Raw genomic sequence first — 19,488 nt, forward strand, 5'->3', positions numbered from 1 at the left:
GAGCGAAGTCGAGAGCTTGGGGGAGTCGGCAACCGACGACAACGCCGCAGAGGTGCGTGCCAGACCCCGCGTCTGCGGCATGATCCAAACGACAGACCCTAGAGCACCGCTCTCCTCCACGACGACCAGCGCCTGCTGATCGACGCGCTCCAACAGCTGACGCCCGGTCAGCGCGAGGTACTCGTCCTGCGGCACTGGCTCGGGCTGAAGGAGAGTGAGATCGCCGCCGCGATGGGTATCTCCTGCGGATCGGTCAAGACACACACCGCGCGCGGCATCGCCGCCCTGACCCAGGCGATGGAAGCCCGGCGATGAGCGACACGAGTCCGGGCCGGACGGAATAGGGCCCGGCGGAGCAGGAGCGGACCGCGAAGGAACTGCGCGAGACCCTGGATACGCTGGCCGACGGGGTGCGAGCCGCCCCCGACGCCTATCGCACGGCGCGCGGCGAGTGGCTGCGCCGCGAGCGTCGGCGACGGCTCGGCCTCACCGTCCTGATCGTCGTCGTCTTCACCCTGGCCACGCTCATCGGCCTGTGGGTCCTCAACCAGGCCCCGTCCGATCCCCACGTCATCTTCTCCGGCGCACTGGACAAGGTCGCTTCCCGCGGGATCTCGGCCGACTCGGGCTGATCGGCACGGGACCGGGCGGTCTCCGGGCAAGCGGACATCAGCTCAACAGCCTGAACCAGCCACGCAAGCTGCCCGCACGCTCTGGGCGCAATCGCCGCCCCGATCAAGACATCCTCATCCAGGACCCAAGCACCATCAGTGTCTTAGTGCCCGTGACGTGGCCGGTACGCCGAAGCCCGTCGATGACTTGTTGGAGGTGCTCGATGTCGCGCACCCGGACCTGCACGAGGGCGTCTGGATCGCCTGCGATGGTGAACACGGCCTGCACCTCGGGCGCTTTGTACGCGGTCCGGACAATCTCCCCGACGGGGGTGCTGCCTGCACACGACAGCTCTACGAACGCTTCGATGCCCCATCCCAGCTTCGTGTGATCCACCTGCACCGTGAAGCCGGTGATCACGCCGGTCTCGCGGAGCCGGTCTATCCGTCGCTTGACCGCAGCAACGGACAGACCCACCTCTGGCGCCATCTCGGAGAACGTACGCCGCCCGTCCTTGTGCAACATGCGCAGCAGCTGCCTGTCGATGTCATCGACCTGCGTCACTTTCCTCCTCCTTCCCTAGACCATCAGTCGATGCAAAAAGATACACCCAACACCTGGCATTAAGTTTAAATATTTGCGTCTATAGGGCGTCTCTCACAAACTTGCTTGCCTGGAGCTGGTGCGTGTTGCTCTCCTGGGCGCCTCACCCACCACGACGTCCAGGAGCTATGCGTGAGCATCGACGCAGCCGCTGTCACACTCGATGACAAGTACTCGGCTCGCAGCGGTCGCGTACTGATGTCCGGCATACAGGCGTTGGTCCGCCTGACCCTCGAGCAACGCCGCCTGGACGAGGAACGGGGCCTCAACACCGGGGCCTTCGTCAGCGGTTACCAGGGCTCTCCGCTGGGCGGCGTGGACCTGGAGATGGGCCGCGCTCACCGTTTCCTTGAATCCGCCGGCGTGGTCTTCCGCCCTGGCCTGAATGAGGAACTCGCCGCTACTGCGGTGGCCGGCACTCAGATGCTCGGCCAGGTGCCCGGCCGTCGTTCCGAAGGTGTCACCGGGTTCTGGTACGGGAAGAATCCCGGTCTGGACCGTGCGGCCGACGCCATCCGTCACTCCACTGTGGCCGGCACCGCTGCACTGGGCGGCGCCGTCGCGTGGATCGGAGACGACCCGGGGGCAAAGTCTTCCACCGTGCCCAGTTCGTGCGAGCCCATGTGCCAGAGCCTTTCGATGCCGCTACTGGCCCCCGCCTCCGTCGCCGAGATCATCGAGTTCGGGCTGCACGCGGTGGCCCTGTCGCGGGCCAGCGGTCTGTGGACCGGGCTGAAGATTGTCGCGGATATCGCGGACGCGTCACAGGTCATCGACCTCTCCACGGCGATCCCGGACGTCCCCGCCGTGACCGCAGTATCCCGCGGTACTCCTCCTACCCTGGTTGGCCCGGCCTCGTTGGATGCCGAACATGACATGCTCACCCGACGGCTGGACGCGGCCCGTTCCTATGCCCGTCAAGCGGGGCTGAACCGCATCACCTTCAGTTCCTCACGAGCCACCCTGGGGCTCATGGCTTCGGGTACCTCCTACGCGGTCCTTCTGCGTGCTCTGACCGATATGGGGATCGATGCGGAGGCCATGGAGCAGCTCGGCATCCGTCTGATCCGCCTGGGCATGCCCTATCCGCTGCACGAGGAGGACCTCGTCGCCATGACGGGCGACTTGGAGCAGGTCCTGGTCGTGGAGGACAAGGTGGCGTTCCTCGAAGGTCACCTCAAGCAAGCTCTGTACCGCATCGGCGAAGCGCCGGTGGTTGTCGGGCGACGCAACGAGAGCGGCCGGACACTGCTGAGCGCCCGCGGCACGTTGAGCGCCGAGGATGTCACCAAGGCGCTGGTCCAGCGCATCGGATCCGACCGGCTGCCGCAACAGACCGTGAGCCGGCTCGCCGACCTGGCACCTGCCGCCCCCACCCGGATCGCATTGCCGACGCTGGGGCCCCGCACGCCGTTCTTCTGCTCCGGCTGCCCGCACAGCACCTCCACCCGTGCTGCCGACAGCACACTGGTCGGCGTGGGTATCGGCTGCCACGTCATGATCGCGTTGGATGCCACGGGGCGCGGCAAACAGGTCGGGTTGACACAGATGGGCGGTGAGGGAGCGCAGTGGCTCGGACTGCAGCCCTTCACCGACGACCGGCATTTCGTGCAGAACCTCGGCGATGGCACGTTCCACCACTCCGGTTCCCTCGCCATCCGTGCCGCTGTCGCCGCCGGCGTCACGATGACGTACAAGCTGCTGTACAACGACGCGGTCGCCATGACCGGCGGGCAGCAGGTTGAAGGGCGTCTGACGATTCCGGACCTGACACGGTGGCTCGCGCTCGAAGGCGTCCGCAAGGTCGTCGTCACCACGCCGGAGCCCAGCAGTTATCGGCGTGTGCGCCTCGATCCGATCGCCTCGGTGCGTGACCGCGACGCCTTGCCGCAGGTAGAGCAGGAACTGGCCGCGACCGATGGCGTCACTGTCCTGATCCATGACGACCGCTGTGCCGCAGAGGAGCGGCGCCTGCGCAAGCGCGGCCAGTTGCCCGTACCGGCTGAAAAGGTGGTCATCAATCAGCGTGTCTGTGAGGGCTGCGGCGACTGCGGTGATGTGTCCACCTGTCTGTCGGTCCAGCCGGTTCACACGGAGTTCGGTCGAAAAACTCAGATCCACCAGCCGTCCTGCAACTCCGACTTCAGTTGCCTGAAGGGCGACTGCCCCTCATTCCTGCTCGTCGAGCCGAAGAGCACCAAGAGCAGGCCCAAGCGGTCCGCCCCCGGGCTGCCCGTGGAATTGACTGATCCTGAGGTGTGTGTCAATCAGGACACCGTCCTTGTGCGGATGCCCGGCATCGGCGGGACCGGCGTGGTCACGATTTCCCAGATTCTGCAGATGGCCGCGCACCTCGACGGTCGTTACGCGGCCGGTCTGGATCAGACAGGGCTGGCCCAGAAGGGCGGCCCGGTCGTCAGCGATGTGCGGATCTCCTCCCTGCCGCTGGACGGCGCGGTGCGCGCCTCTCGGGGCACGGCCGATGTTCTTCTCGGTTTCGACGTCCTGGGTGCCGCAGCCGCTGAGAACCTGAACGTGGCCCGCGCCGCCCATACAGTGGCCGTCATCAACACCGCCGTCGTGCCCACTGCCGCCATGGTCACCAACCAGGTCGTCGTGCCCGGCTCCGTACAAGATTCCCTGGAGCGCATCGAGGCCGTGACGAGGCCCGCGGACAACTTCTTCCTGGACGCCCAGGGATTGTCCGAGGCGCTGTTCGGCGACCACATGCCTGCCAACATGGTGCTGGTGGGAGCGGCCTTCCAGCGCGGATGCATTCCATTGACAGAACGGGCCATCGAGAGGGCGATCCACCTCAACGGGGCCGCTGTGGAGAAGAACTTGGCCGCGTTTCGCTGGGGGCGCGCGGCGGCTTTGGATCCGCAGGCAGTCGAGCAGGCCCTTGCCACCCCCGAGCGCCCCGTCGTCGACATCACCCCGAAAGCGCGTGCGCTGGTCGCCACGCTGGACGTGAACGGCACCCTGCGTGATGCGCTCACGCTGCGCGCAGCCGACCTCATCGCCTTCCAGAACGAGTCCTACGCAGCCGCCTTCACGACCGAGGTGGAGGAGATAGCCGTTACAGCCCGCCGAAAGGCAGGAGACGCCGCCGGCGACGAGATCGCCCTGGCTTACGCCCGCAGCCTGCACAAGCTCATGGCGTACAAGGACGAGTACGAGGTCGCACGGCTGCACCTGGACGCGGTGGAGAACGCGAAGATCGCAGGCGAGTTCGGCACCGACGCCGACATCTCGATACTGCTCCACCCGCCGTTGCTGCGCGCGCTCGGGGTGAAGCGCAAAATCCGCCTGCGGCGGACAGCGCCCGTCCTGTTCAAGGCTCTCTACGGTCTGCGAATCCTGCGCGGAACCCGCTTGGACGTCTTCGGATACGCCGCCGTCCGCCGGGAGGAACGCGCGCTGGTCCGGGAGTTCCCCGCCCTTGTCCGCGAGGCGCTGGCCTGTCTCGATCCGGACAATGCTGCTGCCGTCCAATCGCTCATCGAACTGTCTGACGGAATCCGCGGCTACGAAGAGATCAAGCTGGCCCGTATCGCGGAGTTCCGCTCCCAGGCCCGGGCCGCTCTGGCCGCTCTTTCCTCTCCGACCACTGTGTCCGCCTGAACGCGCTCACTGCACCAGGAGCACTGCCATGCCTGTCGATCGCCTACTGCCCACCCAAGAGGCACACGACCTCATCGACCTCGTACGGCACATCGCCGACAAGGAAATCGCGCCCCTGGCCGATCAGCGCGAACGCGATCACCAGTACCCCGACGGCCTCTTCGCTCTTCTGGGCGAGGCCGGCCTGCTCGGACTTCCCTACCCCGGCAGCGTCGGTGGCGGGGACCAACCGTATGAGGTCTACCTCCAAGCTCTGGAGGAGTTGGCAGCCCGATGGGCAGCCGTCGCTGTTGCCGTCAGCGTCCACACCCTTGCGGCCTTTCCCCTGCTGCACTTCGGCACCACGGAACAGCACGGACGCTGGGCCCAAGCGGTACTGAACGGCGACCTGGTCGGCGGCTACAGTCTCTCGGAACCGCACGCGGGATCCGACGCGGCTGCCCTTGCCTGCCGAGCCGAACGTACCGCAGACGGCTACCGCATCAACGGCGCAAAAGCCTGGATCACCCACGGCGGCAAGGCCGACTTCTACGCCCTGTTCGCCCGCACCGCAGACGGCCCCACCGGCATCTCCTGCTTCTTCGCCCCCGGCCGGTGCGAGGGCCTCACCTTCGGCAAACCAGAAGACAAAATGGGCCTCAATGGTGTGCCCACCACCAGCGCCTACTGGGACGACGCCGTACTGCCCGCCGACCGGCGCATCGGTAGCGAGGGCCAGGGCCTGCACATCGCCTTTGCTGCACTGGACTCTGGCCGACTCGGCATCGCCGCGTGTGCAACGGGTCTCGCCCAAGCCGCTCTCGACGCGGCTGTCGCCTACGCGCAGGAACGCACCTCATTCGGACGCAAGATCATCGATCACCAAGGGCTCGGCTTTCTGCTCGCCGACATGGCTGCCGCCGTCGACTCGGCCCGCGCCACCTACCTCGATGCCGCTCGGCGACGCGACGCCGGACGTCCGTACACCCGCCAGGCAAGTGTCGCCAAGCTCGTCGCCACTGACGCCGCCATGAAGGTCACCACTGATGCCGTACAGGTCTTCGGAGGCTATGGCTACACTCGCGATTATCCCGTCGAGCGGTACATGCGTGAGGCGAAGATCATGCAGATTTTCGAAGGAACCAATCAGATCCAGCGTCTGGTCATCAGCCGCCAACTCGCCAGCTGATCAAGAGGGATATCCATGCAGAGGCATCGCAGCCCTGGTCACCGGTGCCGCTTCCGGGCTCGGCGCCGCCACTGCCAACCATCTCGCGCGGTGCGGCGCAGTCGTCTACGGCCTGGACCTTCAACAGGCCATCGACCATGCCGCTCAGCCGGCGAAGAACATCGCCCTGCTCCCGGCCGACGTCACGGTCACCGAACCCGTACAGCATGCCCTCGACCACATCAACACTCGCGGCGTGCCGCTCCGCTTGGCCGTCTGTTCCCATGCCCGCGGCCGGCTGCGATCACCCGATCGAGACTCCCGTTCGACGCACGCCCCTCAAGATCGGAACGACAACAGCTACTGAGGCCTGATGACTCGACGCACGTTGTCAACGGCGAACGGTTCACTCTCACCACGGTCGACGGAGTGCCGACAGCGTTCGGGCGAACCGAGTGACCACGTTCGTGCCGAGGAGCCCCCGTTTCGCCCTGGTGGTGGTCAGCGGAGCCTGGGGGGCCTTCTGGGGCACCTGGGCGGCGCTGCTTCCCGCTGTGCTAGAGCGCGCCGACGCCACTCCTGGCGAACTAGGCCTCGTCCTCACCGCAGTCCCTCTGGGAGCGATGCCCGCGATGGGGCTGGCCGGCAGGACCGCCGTCGGCCGTGAGCACCGGGCGTTGCTCCTCAGCGCCACCGCCTTGACCCTCGGCATCATGGCGCTGAGCGGGATCAGCGGTCTCGGCGGACTCGGTACCGCGCTCTTCCTGGTGGGTGCCACCAGCGGAGCGCTGGACGTATGCCTCAATGCGGCGACAGCACGCGCCGAACGCGTCAGCGGCCGCCCGCTGTTCCAAGCCGTGCATGCCGCCTTTCCGGTGGCCGTGATCACAGCGGCCCCTCTGACGGGGCTGGCCCGGCAGTCAGGCATGAGCATCCGCGCCGTGCTCCTCCTGTGCGCGGCCGCCCTTCTCTGTTCCGTACTGCCTCTCTTGAAACCGGCGGCCAAGGACCAGGCGCAGCGCCGTGCCGGCCTCGGGGGCCCGACGGTGCCGCACTGGCGGTCGGCCTGGCTCTGGGGCGCCGCGATCGGGGCGCTGGGTGGGTGCATGCTCGTCGTGGAAAACGCCGTCGAGCATTGGTCGGTGCTCCTGATGGAGGAGGACAAGGCCGCTCCTGTCGTACTGGCGAGCGCCGCTCCGGCCGTGTACATGTCGACGCTGACGGTCTCGCGGCTGGTGGTGCAACGGTTGCCGCGGCTGCGCACCCGCGATCTCACCGTGCTCGCCGCGGTAGGCGGGTGCGGGGGCTTCGTCTTTGCCGCTCTGGCCCCCACGGCCGCGTTGTCCCTCGCCGGGTTCGCCGTCTCGGGGTTCGCCTTCGGTCCTTTGATGCCAGCGCTTCTTAGCCATGCCGGGAAGCAGGACGCGAGCGGTTACACGGTCTCGGTGGTCTCGGCGGTCTCGTACGGCGCCTTCCTGGTCAGTCCGCTGCTCGTGGGCTTCCTCACCAACTGGATGTCACTGCCGAGCGCCCTGTCCTGTCTGGCCTTCATGGCGGTCCCATTGCTCGGTGCCGCGGTGGCGACACGCGTACAGCCCGGTTGGCGACAGCCACGCCTACATCCAGAACCGGTGCAAGGGAGCCCGACATGACCCTGGCCCACGGAAGTCCCGTGCTGCGCAGGGATGAACTGCGCCCGCTTCCGTACACCGCACGAGAACACGGAATGCGGTCCTCGACCGGATCCGCTTGTCCGGTGCAGGCGTGCCCCGGGCGCTGGTGCAATATTGGCCTTGACGAGACGGCCAGCCTTGCGATCCAGAGTAAGAGCGTTGCCCTTGTCATCCCACCCCGCCACCGGCTTGGAGAGCTCCCCTCGCTCTGCGGTCTCGAACACAGCAACCCAACGGGGCTCTGCCATCTGTGTCTCCCCTTTCTGGCCGTCCATCAGTACGACGTCAGCGAGCTGGCCGATCTCATGTCCATCCGGACGGCGTCGTGGTCGACAACGAGCATCGGGCTCCTATCGCGGTCGATAGCCGGGTCCTGAGCCAAAGCACGCTAGGATGCACGCTGACCTGCGGCTTCGAATCGGCGAAGCTCACCTTTTGTCAATAGGTCGGCGCACCCATGTCACCACAGCGCGGGAAGCGCAGTTGCTGTCACCAGGTTCGGCCCTTCCCGTCACCGCGCCCAACTGCAAGAGATCACCCGGTAGCGGCCAGCCGACGCCGAAGCTCCTCTTCTGAGACGTCTTCCAAGTGGGTCAGAAATACCCACATGTGACCCGAAGGATCCTTGAGGATGACGGTGCGGTCACCATGAAACATATCTGTCGGCGGCTGGAGGATCTCGGCGCCAGCAGCCTCTGCGCGCTCCGCCAAGCTGTCGACGTCCGGCACAAAAACATGCAGCGTGACGGACGTTCCTCCACCGAGCGAGGCCGGCGCGGCGAAGGAGCCGACCTCTGACTCGTCCGCGCTGGCGTCGCCCAGCATCAGCGCCGACCGTCCGATGGTGATCTCTGCGTGCAGAATCCCGCCGCCCGGAGCATCGACCCTGAAGTCCTCACGGGCGCCGAACGCCCGCTGGTAGAAATCGATCGCCGCAGCGGCGTCATCGACCATGATGTGCGGGATCACGCCATAGCGGTAACGGTCGGGGATCACGATGTGAGCTGTGCTCTCGGCCATGGCGAACCTCCTGGAAGTCGCCGCTGGTCAGTTCCTGCGGCTCTGGAACGAACCTAGAAACTCAAGCTTGGTCGAGGTCAAGCGCTGGCGTGACCCCTTCAGTACGCGGCAGTAGTCCGCAACGGTGCTATACCACGATCTTGGTGACAATAAGGCTGCTCTTGTGTCAGCTATCGTGCTTCGGCGGTCGACGATCGGATGGAGGTCTTCCTCCGTCGCACCGGCCTCCTGTAGGCGGAGGATCTCAGCGGCGTAGGTGGGCGATATCGGCGTGGTGATGGTGCGCACGCGGCCGTCGTCCGAGCTGCCCGTGCACGTGAATCCGAAGTACGCCGTCACCTCCACCATCATGCCGGTGGAGGTCGCCGCTCGTTCCTTCACTTGCGCCCTGACCTGCGGTTGCCACTGGGATTCGGTCTCCTCCACCAGCGCGGCTTGCAGGCGCTTCTGGGGCTTCGTCAGCTGCCCGGCGCGGTAGCGCTGCACGGTGCGGGTCGAGACGCCCAGTTGTTCTGCCGGGGCCATCGTGGACTTCTTGGCGCGTGTAGAGGAATTCCATCTGAGCCTTCGCGGATTTCGGCGCGGGCCGGGTGAACACCCTGCGTTCCGCCCGCTTGAGGGCGTCCAGGACCCTGTTGCGGCGCGGGGCCGGCTGCTGCGTGTCGTCGCTGTCGATCATTCGTCCAGGGAACCCCAGGTCCCCTGTGGACAGATGCCGCCGACGGACCTCTGTGGTGGCCGATCGTGTGTGAGACGACGCAGCACAGTTGGCAAACCAGCACGCTTGTTGGCAAACAACGCCGATGTTGCTCCTTGGTCACTCTGCGAAGCGATCAGTTGTGATCAATTGCTGCAGGGCGCCGTACGAGCTGGTGATCTGGTGCGGTGAATCCGAAGGCTGCCGCCCAGGTCCGTTCCGACGCATGCGTCCTGGACGAGCTGATGTCGCCGTACGGGAGCCTCGATGAGGCTCGAACGCGGCTGGTCATGCGGGACAACTGGGCGAGCCGCTGGAAGCGCTCGCGAACTGGACGTTCCCCCACATCCGAGATGCAAAAGATCGTCGAGAACTACCCCGGACGACGCCCCATCATCGCCGCCGGCTCCGAGAAGGCGTCCCCGATCCGCACCGGCTTCGCCGCCCTTGCACAGTCGCCGTAGCCGAGCAGGTATAGGCGGGGTTCACCGACCGCCTGGGTACCCCCTCCGCAACATCGCCCTGCTATGCAGCCTGAGCAGGGCGATGAGGGCATGCGCGCCGGAAGCCGGCGCCATCGACGAACGCAATTAACCGTTGAAACAACACGCCCTCCTCGCGAAGCAGGACCCGCAGGCCCTCGTGGCTGATGTCGTCGACCACCCCCCCTCGGCGACCAGGAAGTCGGCCAGCTTGGCCAGGCTCCAGGTCGAAAACGGCAGGCCGTGCTCGGCCGGCCTGGACTTGGCGACCTTCTTGATCTCGCGCCGCTCGGGCAGCGTGAAGGTCTTCGGGCGACCGCCCTTGTACTTCGGGTAGAGCGAGTTGAAGCTGTCGGCGTTGAAGTTGTGGATCACGTCCCGGACACGGTCCGGGCTGGTGAAGATCACCTCGGCGATCTTCGCCACGGGCATGCCCTGCGCGGACAGCAGCACCATCTGGGCCCTCCGCCAGGTCACCACCGACCCGCTGCCTCTGCGGACGATCCGCAGCAGCCGCCTGCCCTCATCGTCGTCGATCTCACGCACCCGCACTCGCTCGGCCATGTCCCCAGGGTGGAACGATCACCCGGCCATGGTGGGACCGGGATCGGGATACCGCAACGGGGCGGCAGGCGCTGCCGGGTGCCTTCCCGGACCTCAGTCAGGGCGGGTGATGGCGAACATGTAGCAGCCCCACGCGATGTTGCGGCTGTGGAGCTGCACCACGTCCGGCTCGGCGAGCAGTTCAGCGATCACCTTCTCCGGATCCTGGCCGTCGTGCACCGTCGTCGCGTCGTGAATCCAGCCGCGATCGTCGTACGCCCGCAGCACCTGCGGCCGTCCCCGCCAGTCCGGCGGATAGCCGACGATGCCGACCGGGCCCGCGCAGGGTGCGGCATGGGCGAGCACGGGCCCGGCCTCACAGTAGGGGCTGGCCGGAAGCGGCGGCTGGTAACCGAAGAGGAGCAGCTTGTCCCCGGACCTGGCGTCACGCAGGCAGCATCGGAGGGGCTCGCCTCCCTCGGCGGTGATGCGCTCGGCGCGATTGCCCAAGGCGTCGACTCCACTCGCCCGCACGCTGGCCAGTGCATCAGCAGGAAGTGCATGGATACGGAATGCCGCAGTCGATGTCACAGTCACGAACACAGACTCCCGGCTCCGTGTGTTTCACGCTGGCAGATATCGGACGTCGTGTTCAGCAGCGGACGCCCACCAGCCTGTCTCAGAGGGCAAAGATTGCCTGATGCGGCACTAGCTCGAACTCACGTGACAAGTGTCGCGAGCTTCTTGTAGCAGGTCAGGGCGGCGGCCATGGCCAGGCCTCGGCTCTGCCAGTCGTTGCGCACCAAATACGGGATCTTGAGACCACGAGCAGCCCATGGCAGGCTCACGCCGCGTGATCGATGAATTCGCGAAGGACAACCTGCACGAGAGACTGCGGCGGGACCGCGAGGCGCTGCTCTGGAAACTCGACGGCTTGTCCGAATACGACGCCCGCCGGCCTTTGACGGCGACCGGGACCAACCTCCTCGGCCTGGTCAAACACGTGGCCACCGTCGAGGCCAGGTACTTCGGCGAGGTCTTCGACCGCCCTTCCCCGGAACCGCTGTCCCGGTGGCAGGACTACAACGGCAACGATCAGTGGGCGACCGAGGACGAGACCCGCGATCAGATCATCGGGTTCTACCGGCGCACGTGGGAACACTCGGACGCGACGATCAACGAGCTCCCCCTCGACGCCCCCGGCCACGTGCCGTGGTGGCCGGAGCCTTATCCCAACACGAACCTGTTCGCCGTCATGGTCCACGTCCTCGGCGAGTCCAACCGGCATGCCGGGCACGCCGACATCCTGCGCGAGGGCCTCGACGGCCGGACCGGGGTGCGCCCCGAAAACGAGCAGCAGATCGACGAGGAAGCCCGTGCAGCCTACTGCGCGAAGATCGAGCAGGCCGCCAGGTCGGCCGCACCAATCAAGGCTTAGAGGTTGTCTCACGTGACGTGATGTTCGTGCGGCATGCTGCCGGTCGTGGGTGCTGATCTATCGAAGCGTCTGGTTCCTGATGAACTCTGGGAGCTGGCCGCCCCGTTGCTGCCGTCCTTCGCTGCTCGTCCGCACGGTGGTGGGATCGCTCCGTGTGACGAGCGGGCCGTGTTCACGGCAGTGGTGTACGCGCTGACCAGCGGCTGTGCCTGGCGGCATATGCCGCCGACGTTCGGCACGTCGCCCGCCACCGCGCATCGCCGCTTCACGGTATGGACCGAGGCCGGCCTGTGGCGTCGGCTGCACCGGGCGGTGCTGGACGAACTCGGGGCCCGGGGCGGGATGGACTGGACCTCGGCGATCGTCGATGCGGCCTCCGTTCGCGCCAAACGGGGGGATCGCTGACCGGGCCGAACCCGGTCGATCGCGGCAAGAAGTGCTAGCAAGCTGCACGTGCTGTCCGATGCCCAGGGCATCCCGCTCGCCGTCGCCGTGTCCGGCGCGAACATGCACGACAGCCTCGCCCTCAAGCCGCTCATCCGCGGCATACCCGCCGTCCGGTCCCGCCGGGGACCACGGCGGCGCCGACCCGGCAAACTCCGCGCGGACAAGGCGTACTTCTCCGCCGAACACCTGGCCTGGCTGCGCGAGCGCGGGCTCGTCGCGCGCATCGCGCGGCGCGGCATCGAGTCCGGCGAACGCCTCGGTCGGCACCGCTGGAAGATCGAACGGTCGATCGCCTGGCTCTTCTGCTACCGCCGCCTCACCGTCCGATACGAACGAAAGTGCTCGCACTTCCTCGCCTTCCTCGGCCTGGCCGCCGCCCTGACCTGCTACAAGAAGCTCGCGAAACTTGCCACGTGAGACACCCTCTAAACGTCAAGCTCAGGGGTCCTTGCACTATGAGGTGGCGACTGCCTCGGGATTCGACACGCCTGTCCTGGTGGCAATCACCATCACCGCATCCGGTTTGTCATATTTTCTGATTGCTCACCGTCTCTCTACACCGGAAAACCGAGGCCTGCCCCGCCATGCCCGACAGACAGAACCGGACCCCCGCGGCGCGCGGCCTCCGCGCGCACACGCTGCGGGCATGCGCCGCCACCGCAGTCGTGGCGGCGCTCGCCGCCTGTTCCGCCACCGGCACGCCCTACCAGGCGCAGGCGCCCTTGGCGCGGGCGGGTGAGCCGGCCCCCGGGCCAGCGGCTCCGCCGCGCGAAGACCGCGGCGCGACTCTTGCGAGAGCGCTCAGGACAGCCCTGCCGGACGGCAACACGCGGCTGGCGGTGGCGGTGTTCGACCAGGACAGCGGCAACCAGGAGATCGCGTCTTACGGGCACGACGGGACATTCGACACGGCGAGCATCATCAAGGTGAACATCCTGGCGACCCTGCTGCTTCAGGCGCAGGACGAGCACCGCGAGCTGACAGCAGCGGAGCGTCGGAATGCCGAGGCGATGATCCGGACAAGCGACAACGAGGCGGCGAACGTGCTGTGGCGGGCGATCGGCGAGGCGGAAGGCCTCGACGCGGCGAACGAACGGCTGGGGCTTTCCTCGACATGGGGCGGCCCCGGCATCAGATGGGGGCTCACCCAGACCACTGCGAGGGACCAGGTCAAGCTGTTGCGCGCGGTCTTCTCCCGTGGGCCGGTGGCCTCCGCCCGCTCGCCCGAAGGGCTGAGTCAGGCATCCCGTTCCTACATCCGCGACCTGATGGGCCAGGTCACGCAGGACCAGGACTGGGGGGTCTCCGCGGCCGGCCCTCAGGGCTCCCGGTGGGCCCTCAAGAACGGCTGGGTGCAGCGGAGCGCCACAGGCCTGTGGGTCATCAACAGCATCGGTCAGGTCACGGTCCATGGGCGCCGGTACTTGGTTTCGGTCCTCAGCAGCGGCAACGCGTCGATGAAGAGCGGGATCTCGCTGGTCGAACGGGCGGCGAGAGCCGCGGTTGGCGCGGCCAGCGCACACGTCCGCCCCTGGCCGCAGTAAGCAGTCCGGCGCGGGGCGCTTCCGCTTGCCTGGCGTGCCCATGCTCCGTCCGGGATACTGTCTCCGCTGGCCAGCGCCAGTCCGCTCAGCCAACATGCCGTCATGATGCGGCAGTTCCGCCGTGGCCATGGTGGCCGACGCTGTGGCCGAGTGCAACGGCACCGAAGTCACCGTCAATCCCGCCCCTGACCCAGCCGGCTAGGGTCCCGCACCGAAGGAGCGCGGGACCCCAGCGGGCCAGGCCCGCCAACCGGCGCAGCGGTCCCCCCGGAGGAGTGCACCCGCGGCGCAACGTACCGTCACGGCCCCAGCAGCCAGTACCTGTAGTGCCTGATCAAAAACCTGATGTGTGCCGCGGCGATCGCCGCCCCGGCCATCGCCCCGATGGCCGTTCCAGCCTCGCTTCCAGCACCCCCGGCGCGGTGAAGGCAGCAATCGACTGCCCGTCCGGCTACGTGTGCATCTACCCAATCAACGACCAGCCCCGCTCCCTGAAATTCAACCGCAACGACTGCGGCTGCCCCTCCCCCACTCATCGCTGGCAGACGCCCGATTCCTACACAGCAGTCAGCCCCGCCCGGCAAGCATCACCGGGCGGGTCTGACCAGCATGCGGGGTCGTGAAGGGCGGTCGCCTACACGGCAAAAGGCTCACAGGGCTCGATCGCGTTCCGCACGGCCGGGCCGTGTCGGCTCCGCGTCCGCGTTCGTGAAGTGCCTTGCTCCAGCCCCCCCCCAACACACACCGAGGAGGGCTCAACACGCCCCCTGGAGGTGGTTGAGCAGCGCGCCGGCGAGGTCCGGACCATGTGCCTTCCGGGCCTCGCCGTTTCCGTGCGTTCCGTCGCAGGATCCTCGTGGTCGGTGGTGACGGCCCGGCTTCTACGCCATGGTGCCCCTGGGCCAACGGCGCCGGACCGGTCCAGGGGGACTGCCTCGGGGGTACTGACCAGCACTTCCGGCTTGGTGCCCCAACGCGACCAGGTGCGCCCTGTCGCTGATTCTCGGCGGCAGGGCGCACCACGAGTTCACTCTGGTCCCGCGCCGGGCCCGGTGCCGGGGGCCAGTGCGGCAGGGGTGCCTCGCCGGATACGGCGATACCTGCCTGATGGAAGTCGTCCACAGCCGCGGCTGTCGTGTCCGGGGCGCCCCCACCGAGTAGTCCAGGCGTACCCGTGCGCGGAAGCCGGCTTTCACGGCGTCCAGCGCGGTGGCACGCACGCAGTGGTCCGTGGCGATGCCCACCACGTCGACCTCCTCGACCCCGCGGGCGCGCAGCCACTCAGCGAGGGGGGTCCTTCTTCGTCGGCTCCTTCGAAGCCGCTCTTGGTACGCCCGCAGCACGATATGGGCCCTGACGATGCCGCGCGGAATGCCACGGCCAGTGAGGGCCACGGCGCGCAGATCGTCGTTGTGTGCGGAGGGCTCGCCCAGGCGGCGGGTCTTCTCCCCCGGCCGCCGCTGGCGAACCTCAGCACCAGGGTGAACGCGCGGTGCGCCTGGCCGCGCCCTTCCTCGTTGTTCGTCAAAGATCACTGTGCCGATCCAGCCCCTGGAGGCGAGCTTCATTGCGGCCGACTCTCAAGACCGGCCGGACCTTGAAGAACAAGCTGAGGCACAGCTCCATGTTGGTGGTGGTCTCGGCTGGTCACAGTCGGGCCCAGATACGGTCCCGCACGGTGCCGAACACTCCATTCCGTGGTGCAGTCTGGTCATGGCCTCACCGCCCTCGGACGACCAGGACATCCCGGCGCCTCCCCAAATCCGCAAACGTCCCTCCCGGCTGATCGACATCACGGTCGCCCTGCTGTTCCTGGTCGCGGACACGGTCATCGTCGCAGTAGCCGCGATGCTGTTCGTCATGGTCGGCATGGGCAGCGCGCAGCCGCCGCACCTTTCCGCAACCGCGCACTCCCGCGACGTCCCCGTCCTGACGTGGCTCGCCGTCTGGGGCCTTCCGGCCGTGGCGGTGACCGGTGCCGTCGTGCACGCCCGCCTGAGAATGCCGGTTAGCGCCGTCGTGCAGAGCCTGTTCGCGCTCGCCTGCTTGTTCCTGGCCGTGATATGGACGCGAATGCTGCTGTCATGACGCCGGTCGTTCCGGCCCGGGCTCCCGGTCCGCAAGCGGCAACAGCTCGGCTCCAGGCGCCAACCTTGATGCGGCGGCCCCTGGGCCGTGTCTTCAAATGATCTTGAGTGGTGGATCAAGGTCCGGTGATACGCCGCCATGAACTGTCTGAGGCCGAGTGGGAGTTCGTCCGGCCGCTACTGCCTGCCTCGTCGCGAGGACGGAAGCGGCTGGATGACCGCAGAGTGCTGAATGGGACCGTATGGAAGTTCCGCACCGGAACGACCTGGCGGGACGTGGCCGAGCGGTACGGCCCGTAGGCCACGCTCCACACCCGTTTCCGCCGGTGGGCCATGGACGGCGCGTTCGAACGGATGCTCCGGGCCGCCCAGGCGCGGGCCGGCGCTGCCGGGGACATCGACTGGCTGGTGTCGGTCGACTCCACCGTCGTCCGTGCCCACCAGCACGCCGCCGGAGCCCGGAAAGGGGGCTCCGCAGCCCCGGCCTCGGACGCTCCCGAGGCGGCCTGTCCAGCAAAATCCACCTGGCCTGCGACGGCTACGGCCGTCCACTCGCCTTCACGCTCACGGGCGGGAAAACACCAACGACTGCACCCAGTTCACCACCGTGATGTCCGCCGCCCCCGCGTGCGGCCCGCCCACGTCCTGGGCGACAAGGGCTACAGCTCCAAAGCCATCCGCAGCCGCCTCCGACGCGGCAACCGCGGCAAGCGCCCGCCGGCCTTCGACAAACAGCTCTGCAAGCGGCGCAACGTGGTGAAACGCTGCTTCAACCGGCTCAAGCAGTGGCGCGGCATCGCCATCCGTTACGACAAGACCGCCGAGTCCTACCAGGCGGCCGTCGCCCTCGCATCGCTCGTGATGTGGGCGAGGCATTGAAGACAACTCCTGGCGCCATGACCGGAAACGATCACCGGGTCGTGCGCTCAGGCGGCGCGTGGTCGTCCGCCCCAGCGGATGCCTTTCTCGCTGCGGACGCGAGTGCGTTCGCGGCGCTGGGGGCCAGGACGTCGGAATGCCGGGCGTTCTGGTTGTGTCAGCGGAGGTAGCAGTGCAACTCCCGCGTTTGGACGGTGTGGTTGGGGTGATTCGAGTTGGCCAGAGTGAACTGCCGCAGCGGCCCGAAGTGCGCCTCTATCGGGTTCGCCCAAGACGCGTTCGTCGACGTGAAGTACAGCTCGACCTTGTTCTTGGCCTCCCAGCGCAGGATGCGCACGTCCTTGTGGGCGGACGGGTTGTCCAGGATCACGTAGATCGGGGCGCCGTCCGGGCGGGCCGCCCGGATGCTCTTCAGCGCGGCCCAAGTCGGGGCGATGCCTTTGCGGGCCGGTTGATACCCCCACTGAGTGTCGTCACCGACCGAGTAGCAGCCGTGGACGTAGGTGGTGCCGTGGGTGCGGTGATAGGGCGCCGACAGCCGGTCCGGCTTGCCTTCCTCGGCCCAGCACGAGCCGGCGGTAGGGCGGATGCCGAGCGGGCCGGACTCGTCGAAGGCGAAGGCGAAGGCGAAGGTGCGGTCGGGCCGCTCGTGGATCGCGAACTCGATCTGGTCCAGCTTGGTGTCGAAGTCCACATCGGTGGACTCCTCCACTGCGTCGCAGGTGGTCGACGAGTTTCGGATCGACCATCGGGTGCCCTCTGCCTTCCCCAGGCTTCGGCCGGCACCCTGGTGTACGAGGGCGAGCTGGCTTGGCTGGGCGGCGGGGCACAGCCCGTCTACAAGCTGCCGAAGCAGGCCGGAGCCCCCGCCACCGGCTCGGGCGCGACCCAGCTCAAGAAGGGCCAGACGGCCACGTTCTGGGGCCACTCACCCGCCGACCGCGAGGCCCCCCTCAAGGTCGGCGCCCTCAGCGGCTCGGGTGCCCGGCTCTGCGTCAACGGCCACGACGTCCTGCGCCTGGCCAAGGGCAGGAGCAGCGCGGCGGTCTCCCTCTCGGACGGCGTCGACAAGGTGACGCCGACCGGAGGTTCGTCCACCACCCTCGTCGACCGCCTCACGGTCACGCCCGCCGAGGGCAAGCTGAAGGAGCGGACGTACGAGGCGGGCGACGCCAAGCCGGCGGGCTCGGCCACGCTCACCCGCCTCTCCCCGGCCACCGAGGGCACGGCGATCACCGGTCTTCCGCTCCGAGGAACCGCCGAACTTCGACGGCACCACCCTCGGACACCTTCCCCGGCGTACTCCTCCGCTCCCACTACGCGCCGCTGATCGACCGCATCACCGTCGTGCGGTACGCGCAGCAGGCGCGATGACCGGGTGACCGCCGGGTGCCGTCGCGACGGAAAGGCCGTCCTGATTCGGTCCGGACGATTGACCGTGCCCCGTCAACTCGCGATTCTGAAGCGGAAGGCTGAACGCACAGCACTCCTATGAGCACCGTGTTCAGCCAGTTGCGATATGCCGGTAATGCTCTGTTCGGTCCCTGACCCCCACACAGGAAGGCAGGAACAGACATGCAGGAGATGCGCGAGCTTCCCGAGATCCAGAAGGCCCAGCAGATCCAGCAGATCCAGAGGACGCTGAATTCGCGTGGCGAGCCGGTGGGCACCGTCACCGGCACCATCACTGGCGAGACGGGCTGGCAGTCACCCGAGTACGAGGTCGTCGAGACCGCGCTCGAAGTGACGGCGTACGCGCTGGCCACGCGGTAACCCCGGCGCCGTGCTGCTGCAGGTGCTCGGCACCGCGGCGGGCGGCGGACTGCCCCAGTGGAACTGCGCGTGTCCCGGCTGCGCCGGGGCACGCGCCCGCCCGGAGCACCGCCGCCGCCACGCGTCCCTCGCCGTACGAGCGGACGCCGGCCGCTGGTACATCGTCAACGCCACCCCCGACATCGGGGAGCAGATCGAGAACACCCCCGCGCTGCACCCCGGCCCCGGTGCCCGGCAGACCCCGGTCGACGGCGTCGTCCTCACCGACGCCGAACTCGACCACACCCTCGGAGTGGCAAGGCTGCGCGAGGCGGACGGCCTGGAGCTGGTCGCCACCACCCCGGTACGCGAGGCGCTGCTCACCGGCCCGCGCCTCGGCGCCGTACTCGGACCGTACACGGAGCTGCGCTGGCGGGAGTTGGACACGGCCCCGCTGCCGCTCGGCCCGGAACTGGAAGCCACCGCCGTGCCCATCGCCGCCAAACGCCCCCGGTACGCGGCGGGAACGGGCGACGACGATCCGCGCTGGGTGGTCGCCCTCGTACTCCGCGAACCGGCCACCGGGAAGTCCCTCCTCTACGCCCCCGCCCTCGCCGCCTGGCCGGACGCCCTGCAAGAGGCCGCCGAGGCCGCCGACTGCGTCATCGTCGACGGCACCTTCTGGGACGAGGACGAGCCGGTGCGCACCGGGATCTCGTCCAGGACCGCCAGCGGCATGGGGCACCTGCCGGTCGACGGGCACACCGGCACCGCGCGCCGGCTGACCGGGCTGCGCGCCCGCTGCCTCTACACGCACCTCAACAACACCAACCCCCTGACCGCCCCGGACGACGACCGGCACAAACAGCTGGCCGACCGGGGACTCGAGGTCGCCGCCGACGGAATGGTCATCGAGCTGTGACGCCCACACCCGCTACGA

General features: G+C 67.8%; 18 protein-coding genes and 6 pseudogenes. 15 read left to right on the forward strand and 9 right to left on the reverse strand.

Annotated features, from left to right (window positions below):
* Positions 1–195 (reverse strand): hypothetical protein (locus ACIBNA_RS39145; protein ID WP_399170032.1); only part of this gene is annotated, 195 nt, incomplete at its 3' end.
* On the opposite strand from ACIBNA_RS39145, the pseudogene ACIBNA_RS39150 reads away from it, so the two are divergent.
* Positions 103–315: pseudogene (locus ACIBNA_RS39150) on the forward strand (sigma-70 family RNA polymerase sigma factor); the annotation flags it as partial. The gene ACIBNA_RS39145 and the pseudogene ACIBNA_RS39150 overlap by 93 nt on opposite strands.
* Positions 316–377: 62 nt before the next feature.
* Positions 378–632 carry a hypothetical protein gene (locus ACIBNA_RS39155; protein WP_399170087.1) on the forward strand — a complete coding sequence of 85 codons (255 nt, stop codon included), beginning with the start codon at positions 378–380 and terminating at the stop codon, positions 630–632.
* Between the two features lie 103 nt (positions 633–735).
* Here ACIBNA_RS39155 and ACIBNA_RS39160 read toward each other — a convergent pair whose 3' ends face one another.
* On the reverse strand, positions 736–1,176 hold the full coding sequence (locus tag ACIBNA_RS39160; RefSeq protein WP_399170033.1) for an Lrp/AsnC family transcriptional regulator: 441 nt from the start codon (positions 1,174–1,176) through the stop codon (positions 736–738).
* A gap of 171 nt (positions 1,177–1,347) precedes the next feature.
* On the opposite strand from ACIBNA_RS39160, the gene ACIBNA_RS39165 reads away from it, so the two are divergent.
* The 4 genes from ACIBNA_RS39165 (at position 1,348) to ACIBNA_RS39180 (ending at position 7,638) form a co-directional block, all read left to right on the forward strand.
* On the forward strand, positions 1,348–4,839 hold the full coding sequence (locus ACIBNA_RS39165; RefSeq protein ID WP_399170035.1) for an indolepyruvate ferredoxin oxidoreductase family protein: 3,492 nt from the start codon (positions 1,348–1,350) through the stop codon (positions 4,837–4,839).
* 28 nt (positions 4,840–4,867) lie between these two features.
* Entirely contained in the window at positions 4,868–6,007 is a 1,140-nt protein-coding gene (locus tag ACIBNA_RS39170; RefSeq protein WP_399170036.1) for an acyl-CoA dehydrogenase family protein, read from the forward strand.
* Entirely contained in the window at positions 5,889–6,353 is a 465-nt protein-coding gene (locus tag ACIBNA_RS39175; RefSeq protein ID WP_399170038.1) for an SDR family NAD(P)-dependent oxidoreductase, read from the forward strand. The genes ACIBNA_RS39170 and ACIBNA_RS39175 overlap by 119 nt, the downstream gene beginning before the upstream one ends.
* Positions 6,354–6,483: 130 nt before the next feature.
* Positions 6,484–7,638 carry an MFS transporter gene (locus tag ACIBNA_RS39180; protein ID WP_399170089.1) on the forward strand — a complete coding sequence of 385 codons (1,155 nt, stop codon included), beginning with the start codon at positions 6,484–6,486 and terminating at the stop codon, positions 7,636–7,638.
* Positions 7,639–8,193: 555 nt separating this feature from the next.
* Here the strand turns inward: ACIBNA_RS39180 and ACIBNA_RS39185 are convergent.
* Both ACIBNA_RS39185 and tpg read right to left on the reverse strand, forming a co-directional pair.
* On the reverse strand, positions 8,194–8,679 hold the full coding sequence (locus ACIBNA_RS39185) for a VOC family protein (protein WP_399170039.1): 486 nt from the start codon (positions 8,677–8,679) through the stop codon (positions 8,194–8,196).
* Positions 8,680–8,706: 27 nt separating this feature from the next.
* Positions 8,707–9,204 (reverse strand): telomere-protecting terminal protein Tpg, encoded by a 498-nt coding sequence (gene tpg, locus ACIBNA_RS39190; protein WP_399170040.1) that lies wholly within the window; start codon positions 9,202–9,204, stop codon positions 8,707–8,709.
* 360 nt (positions 9,205–9,564) lie between these two features.
* Here tpg and ACIBNA_RS39195 point away from each other — a divergent pair, with 360 nt between their 5' ends.
* Entirely contained in the window at positions 9,565–9,840 is a 276-nt protein-coding gene (locus tag ACIBNA_RS39195) for a hypothetical protein (RefSeq protein ID WP_399170041.1), read from the forward strand.
* A 127-nt stretch (positions 9,841–9,967) separates the two neighbouring features.
* Here the strand turns inward: ACIBNA_RS39195 and ACIBNA_RS39200 are convergent.
* From ACIBNA_RS39200 to ACIBNA_RS39210, 3 genes and pseudogenes are all read right to left on the reverse strand, one after another.
* Positions 9,968–10,422: pseudogene (locus ACIBNA_RS39200) on the reverse strand (transposase); the annotation flags it as partial.
* Between the two features lie 93 nt (positions 10,423–10,515).
* Complete coding sequence (locus ACIBNA_RS39205; RefSeq protein WP_399170042.1) at positions 10,516–10,911, reverse strand: DUF1203 domain-containing protein; 396 nt, start codon at positions 10,909–10,911, stop codon at positions 10,516–10,518.
* Positions 10,912–11,120: 209 nt separating this feature from the next.
* Positions 11,121–11,249 carry a hypothetical protein gene (locus ACIBNA_RS39210; protein ID WP_399170043.1) on the reverse strand — a complete coding sequence of 43 codons (129 nt, stop codon included), beginning with the start codon at positions 11,247–11,249 and terminating at the stop codon, positions 11,121–11,123.
* Positions 11,250–11,254: 5 nt separating this feature from the next.
* Between ACIBNA_RS39210 and ACIBNA_RS39215 the strand changes: the two genes are divergently transcribed.
* The 3 genes and pseudogenes from ACIBNA_RS39215 to ACIBNA_RS39225 all read left to right on the forward strand — a co-directional run bounded on the left by ACIBNA_RS39215 (position 11,255) and on the right by ACIBNA_RS39225 (position 13,830).
* Positions 11,255–11,839: a DinB family protein gene (locus ACIBNA_RS39215; protein WP_399170045.1), complete on the forward strand. Its 585-nt coding sequence runs from the start codon at positions 11,255–11,257 to the stop codon at positions 11,837–11,839.
* A 45-nt stretch (positions 11,840–11,884) separates the two neighbouring features.
* Positions 11,885–12,703, forward strand: a pseudogene (locus ACIBNA_RS39220) (IS5 family transposase).
* Positions 12,704–12,825: 122 nt separating this feature from the next.
* Positions 12,826–13,830, forward strand: a complete 1,005-nt coding sequence (locus tag ACIBNA_RS39225) for a serine hydrolase (RefSeq protein ID WP_399170046.1) — start codon at positions 12,826–12,828, stop codon at positions 13,828–13,830.
* Positions 13,831–14,910: 1,080 nt separating this feature from the next.
* Here the strand turns inward: ACIBNA_RS39225 and ACIBNA_RS39230 are convergent.
* Positions 14,911–15,154, reverse strand: a pseudogene (locus ACIBNA_RS39230) (isochorismatase family protein); the annotation flags it as partial.
* Between the two features lie 212 nt (positions 15,155–15,366).
* Here ACIBNA_RS39230 and ACIBNA_RS39235 point away from each other — a divergent pair.
* The gene (locus ACIBNA_RS39235) at positions 15,367–15,918 is read left to right on the forward strand and encodes a hypothetical protein (protein WP_399170047.1); all 552 of its coding nucleotides are present in this window, start codon (positions 15,367–15,369) and stop codon (positions 15,916–15,918) included.
* A 125-nt stretch (positions 15,919–16,043) separates the two neighbouring features.
* A pseudogene (locus ACIBNA_RS39240) lies at positions 16,044–16,796 on the forward strand (IS5 family transposase).
* 47 nt (positions 16,797–16,843) lie between these two features.
* Here ACIBNA_RS39240 and ACIBNA_RS39245 read toward each other — a convergent pair.
* A pseudogene (locus ACIBNA_RS39245) lies at positions 16,844–17,505 on the reverse strand (transposase); the annotation flags it as partial.
* An 81-nt stretch (positions 17,506–17,586) separates the two neighbouring features.
* Between ACIBNA_RS39245 and ACIBNA_RS39250 the strand changes: the two are divergent.
* The 3 genes from ACIBNA_RS39250 to pqqB all read left to right on the forward strand — a co-directional run bounded on the left by ACIBNA_RS39250 (position 17,587) and on the right by pqqB (position 19,470).
* A complete protein-coding gene (locus ACIBNA_RS39250) occupies positions 17,587–18,126 on the forward strand; it encodes a hypothetical protein (RefSeq protein ID WP_399170048.1) in 540 nt (179 codons plus the stop codon).
* A 332-nt stretch (positions 18,127–18,458) separates the two neighbouring features.
* Positions 18,459–18,569: a pyrroloquinoline quinone precursor peptide PqqA gene (pqqA, locus tag ACIBNA_RS39255; RefSeq protein ID WP_399170091.1), complete on the forward strand. Its 111-nt coding sequence runs from the start codon at positions 18,459–18,461 to the stop codon at positions 18,567–18,569.
* Between the two features lie 10 nt (positions 18,570–18,579).
* Entirely contained in the window at positions 18,580–19,470 is an 891-nt protein-coding gene (pqqB, locus tag ACIBNA_RS39260) for a pyrroloquinoline quinone biosynthesis protein PqqB (protein WP_399170049.1), read from the forward strand.
* Positions 19,471–19,488: the final 18 nt, after the last annotated feature.

This window comes from Streptomyces sp. NPDC050164 (assembly GCF_044459945.1).
Taxonomy (GTDB): Bacteria; Actinomycetota; Actinomycetes; order Streptomycetales; family Streptomycetaceae; genus Streptomyces; species Streptomyces coeruleorubidus_A.

Coding starts and splice junctions, on each gene's coding strand:
- ACIBNA_RS39170 (WP_399170036.1), top strand. CDS start 4,868: ATGCCTGTCGATCGCCTACTGCCCACCCAAGAGGCACACGACCTCATC.
- ACIBNA_RS39175 (WP_399170038.1), top strand. CDS start 5,889: ATGGCTACACTCGCGATTATCCCGTCGAGCGGTACATGCGTGAGGCGA.
- ACIBNA_RS39185 (WP_399170039.1), bottom strand. CDS start 8,679: ATGGCCGAGAGCACAGCTCACATCGTGATCCCCGACCGTTACCGCTAT.
- tpg (WP_399170040.1), bottom strand. CDS start 9,204: ATGGCCCCGGCAGAACAACTGGGCGTCTCGACCCGCACCGTGCAGCGC.